Genomic DNA, 15,170 nt, shown 5'->3' with positions numbered 1-15,170 from the left:
GTGCGACCCGGCTAACCTTGGACCCCGTGACCATGCTGGAGACACCGCCCGAGACCGTTGTTCCACCCGACCTGCGCAAGCGCCGGATCCTCGGGATGACGGTCTGGGCGGTGGCCTTCGCCCTGTTCGTGGTGATCGTCGGGGTGCCGACCAGCGATCCGCTCACCGCCTTCGCCTGGCTGTGGCTGGCCACCATCGCGTGGCGCAACTACCTGCCGTGGCGGGACCACCTGCTGTTCGTGCGGGACTGGCTGCCGGTCATCCTGCTGCTGGTCTTCTACAACGTGTCCCGGGGCTCGGCCGACAAGCTCTTCGCCCCGCACGTCCACTTCATGATCCATTTCGATCAGGACGTGTTCGGCTGGCTCACCGGCGGCCGCATCCCGACCATCTGGCTGCAGCAGCACCTCTATCAGCCCGGCCACGTGCAGTGGTGGGAGATCGTGGTCACGCTGGTCTACGTCTCGCACTTCCTGACCGTGCCGACCGTGGCGGTGGTGCTGTGGCTGCGCAACCGGGAGATGTCCTACCGGTTCATGCGCCGGTGGATCGCGCTCAGCCTGGCCGGCCTGGTCACCTACTTCCTCTACCCGGCGGCGCCGCCGTGGTGGGCGTGGGAGCACGGCGCGCTCACCGAGCAGGTGCAGCGGATCTCGTCGAACGGCTTCACCGCGATCGGGCTGCACAGCGCCGGCAACACGCTGAACGCGCTGCAGGCCGATCAGTCCAACCCGGTTGCCGCGATGCCGTCACTGCACACGGCGTACGCCATGATGGCTGTTGCCTTCTTCCTGCCGATGATCCGCAAGCGCTGGTGGCCGCTGCTGCTGGCCTACCCGCTCGCGATGACCTTCACGCTGGTCTACACCGGCGAGCACTACGTCGCCGACGTGCTGGTCGGCTGGCTCTATGTCGGTGGCGTCTTCCTCGGAGTCGGGTGGGCCGAGCGCTGGTGGGCGGCCCGCAAAGGTAGGTTGTCCTCGTGACTGAGTCGGCTGAACCGATCCGTGTCGGAGTGCTGGGTGCCCGGGGGCGGATGGGCCTCGAGGTGTGCAAAGCGGTCGACGGAGCCCCCGATCTCGAGCTGGTCGCGATGATCGACCAGGGCGACGTGCTGTTCAGCGCCGAGGAAGGGCACGCCCAGGTCCTCGTCGACTTCACCTCGCCCGACGTGGTGATGGACAACCTGCGCTGGGCCATCGAGCACGGCATCAACGTGGTGGTCGGCACCACCGGCTTCACCGAGCAGCGCCTCGACCAGGTGCGCGGGTGGCTGGCGGCCAAGCCCGGGGTCGGCGTGCTGATCGCGCCCAACTTCGGGATCGCCGCGGTGCTGATGATGCAGTTCGCGGCCAAGGCGGCACGGTATTTCGAGTCGGCCGAGATCATCGAGCAGCACCACCCGCGCAAGTTCGACGCGCCCAGCGGCACCGCCACCCGTACCGCCCAGGTGATCGCGGCGGCCCGGGCCGAGGCGGGTCTCGGCCCGATGCCGGATGCGACGAAGGAAGAGGTCGAGGGCGCCCGCGGGGCGAACATCGACGGGGTGCGGGTGCACGCGGTGCGGTCGGCCGGCCTGCTCGCCCACCAGGAGGTGCTGTTCGGCACCGACGGCGAGATCCTCACCATCCGGCACGACTCGCTCGACCGGGTCTCCTTCATGCCGGGTGTGCTGCTCAGCGTCCGTAACGTGGGCAGGCTCCCGGGCCTGACGATCGGCATCGACTCACTGCTCGACTGACAGGCCCGCCGGCAGCCCGGTCAGGGTGGTGCCGTCGAAGCCGACCTCGTGGCCGGCGATCCGCAGGCCGGTCACCGACGGTGCGTCCGGCAGCGGGCGCAGGTGGATCACGCCGGCCGGCACGTCGGGGACGAGACCGATCCAGGCTTGCAGGAGCAGGACGGCGGCGGCGGCCGACCAGGCCTGCGGGTGGCAGGCGGCGGGGTAGGGCACCGGGCGGCTCAGTTCGGTGCGGGCGTCCCCGCCGTGCAGCTCCGGCAGCCGGAAGTCGAAGGTCTCGGCCGCGGTGAGCAGGCCGTCGACGAGGGCCAGGGCCTCGGTCGCGAAGCCGCCCCGGGCCAGGCCGGCGGCGACGATCGCGGTGTCGTGGGCCCAGACCGAGCCGCAGTGGTAGGAGAGCGGCGCGAAGCCTCGATCGTTCGACGACATCGTGCGCAGGCCGTAGCCGCCGGACATGTCGTCGCCGGCCAGCGCGGCGGCCACCGTCGCCTCCTCCTCGCCGGTCAGCAGGCCGGTGCCGAGAAGATGGCCGATGTTGCTGGTCAGGGCGTCGACCGGGCGCTTGTCGCGGTCGAGGGCGAGGGCCGGGTAGCCGTTCACCCAGAAGGCCTTGCGGAACCGGCCGGCCATCTCGGCCGCCCACGACCGCCAGCGGTCACCGCCCGGCCGGCCGAACGCGTCGAGCAGGGCGGCGCCGTCCAGGGCGGCCCGGTAGGCGTACCCCTGCACCTCGGCCAGCGCGATCGGCGGCTCGGCCCGGTGGCCGTCGTGGAAGCGGACCGCGTCGCCGGAGTCCTTCCAGCCCTGGTTGGCCAGGCCGATGCCGGTCTCGTCGAGGTATTCGAGGAAGCCGTCGCCGTCCGGGTCGGCATGCTCGGCCAGCCAGCCGAGGGCCGCTTCGAGCTGCGGCATCAGGGCCGCGATGTCGGCGACCGGGTGCCCCCAGCGCCAGGTGTCGTGCAGCAGGCTCACCCACAGCAGGGTGGCGTCGATGGTGCCGTAGTAGACGGCCGGCAGCGACGCGTCCACGTCGGTCCGGCGCAGCTCGTGCATGATCTTGCCGGGGGCCTCGCCGGTGGCCGGGTCGAGGCGGGTGCCCTGCCGGCGGCTGAGCACCCGCAGCGTGCCGATCGCCAGGTCGGTGCCGAGCGGCAGCATCATCCGCGCCGCCCACAGGCTGTCCCGGCCGAAGAGCGTCAGATACCACGGCACTCCCGCGCCCAGGAACGTGTCGCCGTCGTCGATCGCGGTGGTCAGGCGCAGCGCGGCCAGGTCGTCGAGGGATCGGCCGACGAGCCGGTCGAGGCGCCGGTCGCGGGCGCGAACCGACGGCCGGGACCACTCGCCGCGCGGGCCGGGGAACATCACCGCCCGCGGATCGTCGACCGACAGCGACCAGTGCAGGGTCGCCGACTGGCCGGGGGCGAGGGTGACCTGCCAGGTGCGACCCGGGTCGATGCGGACGGTGACGTCGAGCCGCGCGTCGGAGGTGCGACCCGAGCGGACCACCTCGAGCGGAGCCAGGTCGCTCGCCGTCTCGATGGTGACCGTGGTGGTCACCGGCACGGTGGCGGTGGAGGCGATCTCGATCTCCTCATCGACCGCGCCCGGTCGGACCCGGCGGGTGCGGATCACCCGGATCGTCGGGTCGGCGATCTGGTCGCCGAGCCAGCGGGCCACCGCGACGAACCGGGTCGCACCCGGGCCGGCCTCGGCGTAGCCGATCGGCTCCGGCTCCCGGTCGTCGAGGCGCAGCACGGCCGCGGACAGCACCCGGCCGTCGGCGTGGAAGACGCCCTGCACGCCGGCCGGTCTGATCTGGCCGTCGGCCCCGGAGAGCGCCACGGTCGGCGCCGCGATGGTCGGGACCAGGTCGTGCAGCAGGGGCTGAAGAGGCCTCACGCGATCTCCTCGGTCGTACGAAAGCAGCGCTTGACAGGGGTCCGGGGCGGTGCAAGGGTCGAAACAAATCCGAAACTTGATCGATCCAATAGTGCCAGACCAGAATTTGATCGTTCAAGAGTCAGATAAGGGAGATATCGGTGGAAAAGGTCACGATCGCCACGGTCGCCGAGCGGGCCGGTGTGTCCCGCCAGACCGTGTCCAACGTGATCAACACCCCCGAGGTGGTGCGCGCCGAGACCCGCGAGCGCGTCCGCGAGGCCATCACCTCCCTCGGCTACCGGGTCAACCAGGCCGCCCGGCAGATGCGCACCGGCCGGTCCCGGCTCATCGCGGTGCGCATCGAGCCGGGCAGCGACGGCATCAACGGCTCGGTCCTCGACCGCTTCCTGCACGGGCTCACCGACGCGGCCACCCTCGCCGGCTATCGGGTGATGCTCTACACGGCGGCCGACGACGACCACGAGATCGCCACCTACGACGACCTGCTCACCGCGCACGACCTCGACGGGTTCGTGCTGACCAGCACCCATCACGGCGACCCGCGCACCAGCTGGCTGGCCGCCCGTGACGTCCCGTTTGTCACCTTCGGCCGGCCGTGGGGCGCCCCGGACACCCATTCGTGGGTCGATGTGGACAACGCGGCCGGCACCGCGGCCGCCACCCGGCACCTGATCGAGGCCGGGCACCGGCGGATCGGCTTCCTCGGCTGGCCGGCCGGCTCGGGCGTGGGCGATTCCCGGCGTACCGGCTGGGAATCGACAATGACCGACGCCGGCCTGACCCTCTCCGCGGTGGCGGCCGTCGACGGAGTCGACGCCGGCGCGGACGCCGCCGCTCGCTTCGATTCGGCGATCACCGCGGTGGTCTGTGCGAGCGACTCGCTCGCGCTCGGCGCCCTGCGCGCCCGCCCCGACTGCGCGGTGATCGGCTTCGACGACACCGCGGTCGCCGCCGCGATCGGCCTCACCAGCGTGAGCCAGCCGCTCACCGAGGCCGCGGCCCGATGCATGGACATGCTCACCGAGTTGCTCGACGGCCGCGCGCCGGCCACCCCCACCCAGCTGTTGCTCCCCCCGTCCTTGGTGGTGCGCCCTCCCCGAAGGAGATAGGCATGACCCCCCTGCGTAAGGCGGCCCTCGCCGCCATCGCCTCGGCATCCCTCGTCGCCGCCGGTTGCGGCAGCGGCTTCGACGACAACGGCTCGAAGACCCAGCAGAGCAGTGGGCCGGCCAGCCTGCAGATCATGATCGCGTCGTCCGGCGACGCCGAGACCAAGGCGGCCAAGGACGCGGCCGCCGGCTGGGCGACGTCGAGCGGCAACACCGCCACCGTCACCCCGGCGCAGGACATCGTGCAGCAGCTCGGGCAGGCGCTCGCCGGCAGCACCCCGCCAGACGTGTTCTACGTGGACGCCGCGCGGTTCGCCGACTACGCGAGCGTGGGCGCGCTCGACGCGTACGCCAAGGGTGATGCCTTTCTTCCCCGGCTGAATGAGTCGTTCACCTACCAGGGCAAGCTCTACTGCGTTCCCAAGGACGCCTCCACCCTCGCTCTGGAGATCAACACCGACCTGTGGACGAAGGCCGGGCTCACCGACGCCGACTATCCGACCAGCTGGGACCAGCTCACCGCGGTGGCCCGCAAGCTCAAGGCGTCCGGCGTGACCCCGCTCGCAATCGGTGACACCCGGGACCGGATCGGCGCGTTCCTCGTGCAGGCCGGCGGCTGGTGGGTCAGCGCCGACGGCAAGCAGGCCACCGCCGACACTCCGCCGAACGAGCAGGCCCTCACCTACCTCCAGTCGCTGCTCAGGGACGGGCTGGCGAAATATCCCAAGGCGCTCGACGCCGGCTGGGCGGGCGAGGCCTTCGGCAAGGGCAAGGCCGCGATGACCATCGAGGGCAACTGGATCAAGGGCGCGCTCAGCTCTGACTTCCCGACTGTCAAGTACGTCGTGAAAGAGCTGCCCGCCGGTCCCAAGGGCAAGGGAACCCTCTCCTTCACCCAGTGCTGGGGGATCGCCGCCAAGAGCAAGTTCAAGGAGCAGGCGGCCGCGTTCGTCACCGCGATGACCACCGCCGACCAGCAGATGGCGTTCGCCAAGGGGTTCGGCGTGATGCCGTCCCGCACCGATGCGCAGGCCACCTACCAGCAGCAGTACCCGGACGACGCGGCCTTCATCGCCGGCGCGCAGTACGCCCAGGGGCCGGTCAACGCCCCCAAGATGGACAGCGTCCTCGCCGACCTGGACGCCGCGCTGCAGGGCCTCGCGACCGGCGACCCCAAGGCGATCCTGCAGCGCTTCGACAAGAACGCCAAGACGGCGCTCGGGGGCTGAGATGGCCGGCGGCATCCGCGGCAACGAGCGGAGCGCGGGGTGGCTGTTCGTCGCCCCCGCCCTGCTCCTCCTCGGGCTCTTCCTGGTGCTGCCGATCCTGATGGCGCTGTGGGTGAGCCTGACCAGGTGGAACGGGCAGGGCAGCCCGTTCACCGCCGGTGTGCCCTTCGCCGGCCTGGACAACTACACCGGTCTGATCGCCGACGACGGGCTGTCCCGCACCAACTTCATGACCAGCATCCGCAACAACGGCTACTACGTGCTCTTCGTGGTGCCGCTGCAGACCGCGCTGGCGCTCGGCCTGGCGCTGATCGTCAACAAGCGGCGCGGGTTCTTCCGGACCGCGTTCTACTTCCCGTCGGTGACCAGCTCGGTGGCGATCAGCGTGGTGTTCCTGTTCATGTTCGCCAACGGCGGCGCGATCAACGCCATCCTGTCCGCCCTCGGGGTGCACGGCCCGCAGTGGTTCTCCGACCCGCGCGGCGTCTTCCACCTGCTGCTCGGCGACTCGGCGCCGGCCGCCCTGGCCGACCACTCGGTGCTCGGGCTGAGCTGGTGGGACTGGATCTCCGGGCCGAGCGTGGCGATGTGCGCGATCATCGCGCTGGTCGTCTGGACCACGTCCGGCACGTTCATGCTGATGTTCCTGGCCGCCCTGCAGAACCTGCCGCGGCAGCTCGACGAGGCCGGCATGATCGACGGCGCGAACCGCTGGCAGCGGTTTCGCCGGATCACCCTGCCGCAGCTGCGGCCGACCATGTTCCTGGTGGTCACGCTCGGGCTGATCGGGTCCTGGCAGGTCTTCGACCAGATCTACGTGATGAGCCAGGGCAATCCGGCCAAGACCACGCTCACCCCGGCCTACCTGTCCTACCGGACGGCGTTCCGCGACTTCGACTACGGCTCCGGGGCGGCGATCTCGTTCGTCCTCTTCCTGATCATCGTGCTGCTCACCCTCGGGCAGCGCTGGGCGACGAGGGAGCGGAACCCCTGATGCGTACGCTGATCAGCCGTTTCCTCGGTTTTTCGATCCTGATCTTCGTCGCCCTGGTCTTCCTGTACCCGTTCGTCATCCAGATCGCGAACTCGTTCAAGACCGAGGCGGACGCCGCGGCCAACCCGCTGTCGGCGATCGCCCATCCGTTCACCACCGACGCCATGGAACGGATCTTCGCGGGCACCGCGTTTCCCACCTGGCTGGCCAACTCGGTGCTGGTCACCGTGGTCGTCACGATCGGCCGGGTGCTGATCGACTCGATGGCCGGCTACGCCCTGTCCCGGCTGCGGTTCCGCGGCCGGCGGGTGCTCTTCGCGGCGGTGCTCGGCGTCATGGCGGTGCCGCCGGTGGTGCTGCTGATCCCGAAGTTCCTGGTCCTCAACCAGCTGGGGATGTACAACAGCTATCCGGCCCTGATCGTGCCGCTGCTCGCCGACGCCGCCGGGATCTTCATCATGAAGCAGTTCTTCGACTCGGTGCCGGTCAGCGTCGAGGAGGCGGCCCGGATCGACGGCGCCGGCGTGTTCCGGACGTTCTGGTCGGTGGTGCTGCCGACCGCCCGGCCCGCCCTGATCACCCTGACCATCCTGGCCTTCCAGGGCTCGTGGAACGAGTTCCCGCACACCCTGGTCGCGGTCCAGGACCCCGCCCTGTTCACCCTGCCGCGCGGCCTGGCCGACCTGGTCAGCGGCTCGCTCGGGGCGGGCACCCAATATCCGCTCAAGCTGGGCGCCGCGCTGCTCGCCACCATTCCGGTCGCGATCATCTTCGTGGTCTTCCAGCGTTACTTCGTGCGCGACGCGAACGAGGGCGCAGAGCGGGGCTGACCTGGGTTTGATGCTGCCCGGTAGGTTGTCCTGCGATGAACGAGTTGAGCGTGCGCGGCCGGTCGATCCGGGTCGCGGCCACCGTGATCTGCGGGGTGCTGCTGCTCGGCGGCACGCTGTTCGGGGTGGATGACGACTTTCCGTTCGGGCCGTTCCGGATGTATTCCACCGCGCCCGACCCGAACGGCGACGCCAAGGACACCCGGGTGGAGGGCACCGACGTCCAGGGACGCACGGTGCAGATCACCGAGGGCAACAGCGGCATCCGCCGCGCCGAGATCGAAGGACAGGAGAAGGCGTACGTCGCGACCCCGGCCCGCCTGTCCGAGGTCGCCGCCGCGTACGCCGAGCATTCGCCGGGCGCCGAACCGCTGAAGTCGGTCCGGATCGTGGTGCGCTGGGTCGGCATCAAGCACGCCCGGCCGACCGGCACGTCCCGCGACGAGGTCATCGCCGAATGGACCCGGCCATGAGGTGGCTCTTCGCACCGGTGCCGCTGGGCCGGATCGCCGCGTTCCGCACGCTGGTCTACCTCTTCGTCGCTCTTGACCTGGTCGTCTTCACGCCGTGGGTGCGGTCGCACGCGAACACCCCGGCCGAGCTCTATCAACCCCTGCGGGTCGGGCGGCTGCTGCACCTGCCGACGCCGACCGCCCTGATCGTGCACACCGTGTTCTGGGTGCTGATCGCCGTCGCCCTGGCCGCCGCCACCGGGCGCGCGTCGCGGCTGCTCGGCTGGCTGGTCTTCGGGCTCTACTTCGAGTGGATGATCATCGCGATGAGCTACGGCAAGGTCGATCACGACCGGGTCGGGCTGCTGGTGGCGCTCGCGGTCCTGCCGACGATCGGGCGTGCCCGGCACGGTGACAGGACGCTCAGCGAGGGCGGTGGCTGGGCGCTGCGGGTCACCCAGATCGCGGTGATCTGCACGTACTTCCTGGCGGCGTGGGCCAAGCTGCGGTTCGGCGGGCCGGACTGGCCGACCAGCGCGGTGCTGGCCCAGGCGATCGTCCGGCGCGGCACCTGGCTGGCCGACCAGATCGCGGTGGTGCCCGGCCTGCTGCTCGCCGGGCAGTTCGGGATCATGGCGTTCGAGCTGCTCAGCCCGCTGATCTTCGTGGTGCCGCAGCGGTGGCGCGGCGCGGTCGTGGCGTTCTTCTACTCGTTCCACGTGATGACGTTCGCGACCATCACCATCTCGTTCGCCCCGCACCTGGTCGCGATGACCAGCTTCCTGCCGCTGGAGCGGGTCCGCCCGATCGTCTGGACCCGTCGCCTGCTGGGCCGCGCGCCTTCGGAGAGCCCGGCCATGCAGGACCGCCCGGCGGTGGCGCAGGGAGGGTGAGCTGCACCTCGGCGGGACCGAGAACGCCGGGACTTGTCCTCGGCGTACTCAAAAGGGGTTAATCGGTTTTTCCGAAGAGCAGGTCCCGCTGAGCCTGCGGCAGTGAGCAGGCCGCCGTGCCGCCGGGGAGCAGGTGGCGGTGGTCGGCGATCCAGCGGTAGGCCGGCCAGGCGGCCAGCCGGACCGGGCCCAACTGGAGAGCGCCGCCGGCCAGTTGCCATGCCCGGCCCGCGTCGTGCAGGAGCAGGGCGATGGCGTCCGGGCCCGAGGTGTGGACGCCATCCGCGACCCACTGGACCGCCTCTTCGCACTCCTCCTGGGAGAGGCCCAGGGTGTCGAGGTCGGCGAACTGCCACGGGATCACCCGGGCGCGGGTGGGGATGCGGCGTTCGATGAACTCGGCGCAGGTGGTGCAGAAAGCGCAGTCGCCGTCGTAGACGAAGGTCGGGGTCACGCTTCTATTCTGCGCTTTCCTCGATGCTGAGGTTCACGTGGTAGCGCAGCTGGGGGACGAGCATGTCGTCCACGTCGAGCGCGCGGCCGGCGCCGTCCGGCTCCCAGCCGGCCGTCGTCAGGAACTTCTGCATCGCCTGGTCCTGCTCGTAGGCCCAGGCGACGGCGTAGCCGAAGCCGTCCTCCCGCCACAGGTCGACCGCGGCCGCCAGCAGGCGACTCCCGTGCCCCCGGCGACCCCAGCGCGGCTCGATCAGGATGTCGGTGACCGCCGCGTAGCCGACCGGCAACGGTGGCTCCTCGGGGGCCAGCGCCTGCTCGTCGGCGGGGCCGGAGGCGGCGAAACCGACCACCTCGGAGGAGGACTCGCCCTGCTCCACCGCGATCAGCACGCGGTGCTGCGCTGATGGTGCGGACTGGATCGCCTCGTCCCAGCCGCGGGCCAGGTAGGCCTCGTCCAGGTTGGCCAGGATATGTGCGGGGAACATCCGACGATATGCCGTGCGCCAGGTCGAGAGCTGGATGCGGGCGATGTCGCCGGAGTCGTCGGGGCGCGCGGGGCGGACAAAGCCGAGAGCCATGACGCGCAGCCTACAGAGGGGTGGCGTACCGCAACTCGGGCAGCTCTGCCGTACTCCCACGCGGGGTGTACGTCTGGACCGCACCGTCCGGCGCGAGGTCCATCCGTTCGTAGAATTGTCGGCCGCGCACATTTTCGACAAGGACCCAGAGCCGCATTTCCGGGTAACCGCTTGCCTTGAGGGAATTCCGCGCCGCGGTCAGCAATTGCCGGCCGACGCCTCGTCCCCATTGCTCCGGAGTCACGTAGATGGCGTAGAGCTCGCCCGCGTTCCGGTCGATTACACCGTCCTGGCGGTAGGGGCCGAAGCTGGCGAACCCGACGATGCGCCCGTCCTCCTCCTCGGCCACCAGGGTCTGCGCGCCGTCCGGCCGCGGCTCGGTGCGGCGGCGCTCGGCGGCCACCGCCGGATCGAGGGCGGCGAGGTGGTCGGCCGGGACGATCCCGGCGTATCCCACCTGCCAGGAGCGCACGTGCACCTCGCCGACGGCGGTGTAGTCGGCCTCGACGATCGGACGGAGGAGAGTCATCGGTGAATTTTGTCGTACCCCTGCTCTAGCGTGCACGTCGATGGCACCCGAACAGCTTTCCCTGGCCCAGGCCCGCCGCGTCGCGCTGGCGGCCCAGGGTTTCGCCGACCCCAAGCCGGGTGGCGCCACCGACATGCGCCACCTGCGCCGTGTGCTGCGCCGGCTGCACCTGATCCAGATGGATTCGGTGAATGTGCTGCAGCGCGCCCACTTCATGCCGCTCTACAGCCGGCTCGGCCCCTATCCGGTCGACCTGCTGGAGCGGGCGGCCTACCGCAAACCCCGCGAGCTGTTCGAGTTCTGGGGGCACGAGGCCTCGCTGATCACCACCGACCTGCAGCCGCTGTTCCGATGGCGGATGGAGCGGGCCGCCGACTTCGCCTGGGGCGGCATGGTGCGCATCGTGCGCGAGCAGCCCGAGCTGGTGTCCTGGGTGCTCGACGAGGTGCGCGGCCGCGGGCCGATCACCGCCGCCGAGATCGAGCACGACGCACCCCGCAGCAAGGACAACTGGGGGTGGAACTGGTCGGTGGTCAAGCAGGCGATGGAGTGGCTGTTCTTCAGCGGCCAGGTGACCGCGGCCGAGCGCTCGACGTCGTTCGCCCGCCGCTACGACCTGCCCGAGCGGGTGCTGCCGGCCGCCGTGCTCAACGCGCCGACCCCGGCCTACCCGGATGCGATCCGCGCCCTGGTCGAGCTGTCCGCGCGGGCCCTGGGCGTGGCCGCCGAGCCCGACCTGCGCGACTACTTCCGGCTGCCGGTCGAGGGCTTCAAGCAGGCGGTCGCCGAGCTGATGGAGGACAGGGTGCTCACCCCGGTGACCGTGCCGGGCTGGAAACAACCGACCTACCTGCACCACGAGGCCAAGATGCCGCGCTGGGTCCGGGCCGCCACCCTGGTCAGCCCGTTCGACCCGCTGATCTGGTTCCGGCAGCGCACCGAGCGGCTGTTCGACCTCAACTACCGGATCGAGATCTACGTGCCGGCGCCGCAGCGGCTCTACGGCTACTACGTTCTGCCGTTCCTGCTCGGTGACCGGTTCGCGGCCCGGGTCGACCTCAAGGCCGACCGCAAGGCCGGCGTCCTGCGCATCCCGGCGGCCTGGCTGGAGCCCGCCGCCGAGCAGGACGAGACGGCCGCGGCGCTCGCGGTCGAGCTGCACCGGCTGGCCGGCTGGCTGGGTCTTTCCGCCGTGGAGGCCCCTGCCAAGGGCGACTTCGCGGGCCCGCTGGCCAGTGCCCTCGCCGGTGTAGCGTGACGGCCATGGACCTCGCCCACGAACCGGTGCAGGGCCCGGCACTGCCCCCGGAGTGGTATGCGCCGGCCCGCCCCGACCCGGTCACCCGCTTCGTGCAGCGGGTCTGGACGAAGTCGCCGATCTGGGCCGCCCCGGCCGCGATGCTGGTCTGCATGACCGGTGCGGTCGGCTACACGCTGGCCACCCATCCGGCCGGCGCCGGGGCCGGGGACGCCCCCACCTGCCTGCTGAAATACACCACCGGGTTCGTCTGTCCGGGCTGCGGCGGCACCCGAGCGGCGTGGTATCTGTTGCACGGCGACATCCCGGCCGCCGCCCGGCACCACCTGATCTTCACGTTCGCGGTGCCCTTCCTCCTCTATATGTATGTGGCGTGGGCCGGCCGCCGGTTGTTCAACTGGAAGCTCCCGCAGCTCACCGTCAGTCCGGGCGTGATGATTGCATTTGTGGCGGTTTGGGGCGTCTGGAGCGTCCTGCGTAACCTGCCGTGGGCCCCGTTCACCGCTTTCTACGTCTGACCGGAGCGTCCGATAGGTTGTGGGTATGACGCACGACCCGCGACCCTTCGGACGGCTGCTGACCGCCATGGTCACCCCGTTCGCCCCGGACGGCTCCCTCGACGTCGAGGGCGCGGCGAAACTGGCTACCTATCTCGTCGACGAGCAGCGCAACGACGCGCTCGTGATCAGCGGCACGACCGGCGAGTCGCCCACGACCTCCGACGCGGAGAAGGACACCCTCCTGCGCGCCGTGGTCGAGGCGGTCGGCGACCGGGCCCGGGTGGTGGCCGGCGTCGGCACCAACAACACAGCTCACACGGTGGAGCTGGCGCACGCCGCGGAGAAGGCGGGCGCGCACGGCCTGCTGGTGGTGACGCCTTACTACAACAAGCCCCCGCAGGAGGGGGTGGCGCGGCACTTCCTGACCGTCGCCGACGCGGTCGGGCTGCCGATCATCGTCTACGACATTCCGCACCGGGCCGGCACGGCGATCGCCACCGAGACCATGTGCCGGATCGCCGAGCACGACCGGATCGTGGCGGTCAAGGACGCGAAGGGCGACCTGATCGCCTCTTCGCAGGTGACCGCCCGCACCGACCTGGCCTATTACTCCGGTGACGACGCGGCCACGCTGCCGCTGTTGTCCATCGGCGGGGTCGGCCTGGTCGGCACCTCGACCCACTTCACCGGCCCGATCGCCAAGGACATGATCGAGGCGTACGAGCGGGGCGACACCGCCACCGCGCTGAGCCTGCACCGGACGGCGATGCCGCTGTTCACCGGCATCTTCCGGTCGCCCGGCACCATGCTGGTCAAGGCCGGCCTGCGTGCGAAGGGGCTGCCCGCGGGCCCGGTCCGGTTGCCGCTGGTCGATGCGAGCGACGAAGAATTGCACCAATTGCGCGAGGACGCCGCTGAAGCCGGAATTGTCCTCTGATAAGAGAAAGACGCGAATGAGCCAAGCGCACCAGGAGCTGGATCCGCCGCCGCCGCTGCCGGAGGGCGCACTGCGCGTCACTCCGCTCGGTGGGCTCGGCGCCATCGGCCGCAACATGACCGTGCTGGAGTTTGACGGCAAGCTGCTGGTCATCGACTGCGGGGTCCTCTTCCCCGACGTCGAGCAGCCGGGCGTCGACCTGATCCTGCCCGACTTCACACCCATCCTCAGCCGCCTGGACGACATCCAGGCGATCGTGCTGACCCACGGCCACGAGGACCACATCGGCGCCGTGCCCTACCTTCTCGCCCACAAGGCGGACATCCCGCTGGTGGGCTCCGAGTTCACCCTCGCGCTGGTCGAGGCCAAGCTGGCCGAGCGGCGCCTGGACCCCTACACGCTGACCGTCCGGGAGGGCGGCATCGAGCGGCTCGGGCCGTTCGAGTGCGAGTTCTTCGCGGTCAACCACTCCATCCCGGATGCGCTGGCGGTCGCCGTGCGTACCCCGGCCGGCCTGGTGCTGCACACCGGCGACTTCAAGATGGACCAGGTGCCGCTGGACGGGCGGATCACCGACCTGGCCGGCTTCGCCCGGCTCGGCGCCGAGGGCGTCGACCTGCTGCTGAGCGACTCGACAAACGCCGAGGTGCCCGGTTTCGTGGCCCCCGAGCGGGACATCGGCCCGGTGCTCAGCTCGATCTTCGGCAAGGCCCGCGGCCGGATCATCGTGGCCAGCTTCGCCTCCCACGTGCACCGCGTCCAGCAGGTCTTCGACGCCGCCTGGGAGTACGACCGCAAGGTCGCCCTGATCGGCCGATCGATGGTCCGCAACATGGGCATCGCCCGCGACCTCGGCCTGCTCAACGTGCCGGATGGCCTGCTGGTCGGCCTGGACGAGGCCACCAACATGCCGGCCGACGAGATCGTCTTCATGTCGACCGGATCGCAGGGCGAGCCGATGAGCGCGCTCGGCCGGATGGCCACCGGCGACCACCGGCACATCACGATCGAGACCGGCGACACGGTCGTGCTGGCCAGCTCGCTGGTGCCGGGCAACGAGACCTCGGTCTACCGGGTGATCAACCGGCTCTCCCGAGCCGGCGCCACGGTGATCCACAAGGAGACCGCCAAGGTGCACGTCTCCGGCCACGCGCCGGCCGGTGAGCTGCTGTTCCTGCTCAACGTGGTGCGCCCGAGCAACCTGATGCCGGTGCACGGCGAGTGGCGGCACCTGCGCGCGCACGCCCAGCTCGGCATCGAGTCGGGCGTCGCGGCCGACCGGGTGGTGCTCTGCGAGGACGGCGACGTGGTCGACCTGGTCGAGGGCCACGCGCGGCACGTGGGCCGGGTGGAGAACCGCTACGTGTACGTGGACGGCCTCGCGGTCGGCGACGTCAGCGAGTCGCTGCTGACCGAACGGCGAATTCTCGGCGACGGCGGCTTCATCTCGGCCACCGTGGTGATCGACTCGGTCACCGGCAAGGTGGTCGGCGAGCCGAGCATCTCGGCCAAGGGCTTCAGCGAGGACCCGGACGCGTTCAACCCGGTGATTCCGCTGCTCACCGCGGCACTGCACCGCTCGGCCGAGGACGGCATCACCGACACCCACCAGCTCCAGCAGGTGGTGCGGCGGACGGTGGGCCGCTGGGTCAACGACGCCTATCGCCGTCGCCCCATGATCGTGCCAACTGTCGTAGAAGTCTGATTCACAGGATTCTCTTTCAACCGTAGGAGTCTGAGGCCCGTATCTCAGGTCACG

16 protein-coding genes are annotated in these 15,170 nt (G+C 70.5%); 12 read left to right on the top strand and 4 right to left on the bottom strand.

Annotated elements, in window-relative coordinates; all coding sequences use genetic code 11:
- Nucleotides 1-32 precede the first annotated feature (32 nt).
- Both Adu01nite_RS00955 and dapB read left to right on the top strand, forming a co-directional pair.
- Complete coding sequence (locus tag Adu01nite_RS00955; RefSeq protein ID WP_203724321.1) at nucleotides 33-986, top strand: phosphatase PAP2 family protein; 954 nt, start codon at nucleotides 33-35, stop codon at nucleotides 984-986.
- Nucleotides 983-1,741 (top strand): 4-hydroxy-tetrahydrodipicolinate reductase, encoded by a 759-nt coding sequence (dapB, locus tag Adu01nite_RS00950; protein ID WP_203724257.1) that lies wholly within the window; start codon nucleotides 983-985, stop codon nucleotides 1,739-1,741. Before Adu01nite_RS00955 ends, dapB begins: the two co-directional genes overlap by 4 nt.
- Here the strand turns inward: dapB and Adu01nite_RS00945 are convergent.
- Entirely contained in the window at nucleotides 1,727-3,643 is a 1,917-nt protein-coding gene (locus tag Adu01nite_RS00945) for a glycogen debranching N-terminal domain-containing protein (protein WP_203724256.1), read from the bottom strand. The genes dapB and Adu01nite_RS00945 overlap by 15 nt on opposite strands.
- Nucleotides 3,644-3,783: 140 nt before the next feature.
- Between Adu01nite_RS00945 and Adu01nite_RS00940 the strand changes: the two genes are divergently transcribed.
- The 6 genes from Adu01nite_RS00940 to Adu01nite_RS00915 are packed head-to-tail and all read left to right on the top strand — an operon-like array spanning nucleotide 3,784 to nucleotide 9,153.
- Nucleotides 3,784-4,755 (top strand): LacI family DNA-binding transcriptional regulator, encoded by a 972-nt coding sequence (locus Adu01nite_RS00940; protein ID WP_203724255.1) that lies wholly within the window; start codon nucleotides 3,784-3,786, stop codon nucleotides 4,753-4,755.
- 2 nt (nucleotides 4,756-4,757) lie between these two features.
- Complete coding sequence (locus Adu01nite_RS00935; RefSeq protein WP_203724254.1) at nucleotides 4,758-5,984, top strand: sugar ABC transporter substrate-binding protein; 1,227 nt, start codon at nucleotides 4,758-4,760, stop codon at nucleotides 5,982-5,984.
- A 1-nt stretch (nucleotide 5,985) separates the two neighbouring features.
- A complete protein-coding gene (locus tag Adu01nite_RS00930) occupies nucleotides 5,986-6,978 on the top strand; it encodes a carbohydrate ABC transporter permease (protein ID WP_203724253.1) in 993 nt (330 codons plus the stop codon).
- On the top strand, nucleotides 6,978-7,808 hold the full coding sequence (locus tag Adu01nite_RS00925) for a carbohydrate ABC transporter permease (RefSeq protein WP_203724252.1): 831 nt from the start codon (nucleotides 6,978-6,980) through the stop codon (nucleotides 7,806-7,808). The genes Adu01nite_RS00930 and Adu01nite_RS00925 overlap by 1 nt, the downstream gene beginning before the upstream one ends.
- A gap of 35 nt (nucleotides 7,809-7,843) precedes the next feature.
- Nucleotides 7,844-8,281, top strand: coding sequence for a hypothetical protein (locus tag Adu01nite_RS00920; protein ID WP_203724251.1), 438 nt, complete (start codon nucleotides 7,844-7,846; stop codon nucleotides 8,279-8,281).
- Complete coding sequence (locus tag Adu01nite_RS00915; protein WP_239132028.1) at nucleotides 8,278-9,153, top strand: MFS transporter permease; 876 nt, start codon at nucleotides 8,278-8,280, stop codon at nucleotides 9,151-9,153. Before Adu01nite_RS00920 ends, Adu01nite_RS00915 begins: the two co-directional genes overlap by 4 nt.
- A gap of 58 nt (nucleotides 9,154-9,211) precedes the next feature.
- Here the strand turns inward: Adu01nite_RS00915 and Adu01nite_RS00910 are convergent, their stop codons facing one another.
- Genes Adu01nite_RS00910 through Adu01nite_RS00900 form a run of 3 tightly spaced genes read right to left on the bottom strand, consistent with a single transcriptional unit; the run spans nucleotide 9,212 to nucleotide 10,716 of the window.
- Nucleotides 9,212-9,607, bottom strand: coding sequence for a thiol-disulfide oxidoreductase DCC family protein (locus Adu01nite_RS00910; RefSeq protein WP_203724249.1), 396 nt, complete (start codon nucleotides 9,605-9,607; stop codon nucleotides 9,212-9,214).
- A 4-nt stretch (nucleotides 9,608-9,611) separates the two neighbouring features.
- Complete coding sequence (locus Adu01nite_RS00905; RefSeq protein ID WP_203724248.1) at nucleotides 9,612-10,187, bottom strand: GNAT family N-acetyltransferase; 576 nt, start codon at nucleotides 10,185-10,187, stop codon at nucleotides 9,612-9,614.
- A gap of 10 nt (nucleotides 10,188-10,197) precedes the next feature.
- Nucleotides 10,198-10,716 (bottom strand): GNAT family N-acetyltransferase, encoded by a 519-nt coding sequence (locus Adu01nite_RS00900; protein ID WP_203724247.1) that lies wholly within the window; start codon nucleotides 10,714-10,716, stop codon nucleotides 10,198-10,200.
- Nucleotides 10,717-10,756: 40 nt separating this feature from the next.
- Between Adu01nite_RS00900 and Adu01nite_RS00895 the strand changes: the two genes are divergently transcribed.
- Genes Adu01nite_RS00895 through Adu01nite_RS00880 form a run of 4 tightly spaced genes read left to right on the top strand, consistent with a single transcriptional unit; the run spans nucleotide 10,757 to nucleotide 15,116 of the window.
- Nucleotides 10,757-11,974, top strand: a complete 1,218-nt coding sequence (locus Adu01nite_RS00895; RefSeq protein WP_203724246.1) for a winged helix-turn-helix domain-containing protein — start codon at nucleotides 10,757-10,759, stop codon at nucleotides 11,972-11,974.
- A 5-nt stretch (nucleotides 11,975-11,979) separates the two neighbouring features.
- Nucleotides 11,980-12,492: a DUF2752 domain-containing protein gene (locus tag Adu01nite_RS00890; RefSeq protein WP_203724245.1), complete on the top strand. Its 513-nt coding sequence runs from the start codon at nucleotides 11,980-11,982 to the stop codon at nucleotides 12,490-12,492.
- 25 nt (nucleotides 12,493-12,517) lie between these two features.
- Nucleotides 12,518-13,411 (top strand): 4-hydroxy-tetrahydrodipicolinate synthase, encoded by an 894-nt coding sequence (gene dapA / locus Adu01nite_RS00885; protein ID WP_203724244.1) that lies wholly within the window; start codon nucleotides 12,518-12,520, stop codon nucleotides 13,409-13,411.
- Nucleotides 13,412-13,427: 16 nt separating this feature from the next.
- Nucleotides 13,428-15,116 (top strand): ribonuclease J, encoded by a 1,689-nt coding sequence (locus tag Adu01nite_RS00880; RefSeq protein WP_203724243.1) that lies wholly within the window; start codon nucleotides 13,428-13,430, stop codon nucleotides 15,114-15,116.
- Nucleotides 15,117-15,170: the final 54 nt, after the last annotated feature.

Source organism: Paractinoplanes durhamensis (genome assembly GCF_016862175.1).
Classification (GTDB): Bacteria; Actinomycetota; Actinomycetes; order Mycobacteriales; family Micromonosporaceae; genus Actinoplanes; species Actinoplanes durhamensis.
This window is presented reverse-complemented; position numbering and strand designations above follow the sequence as displayed.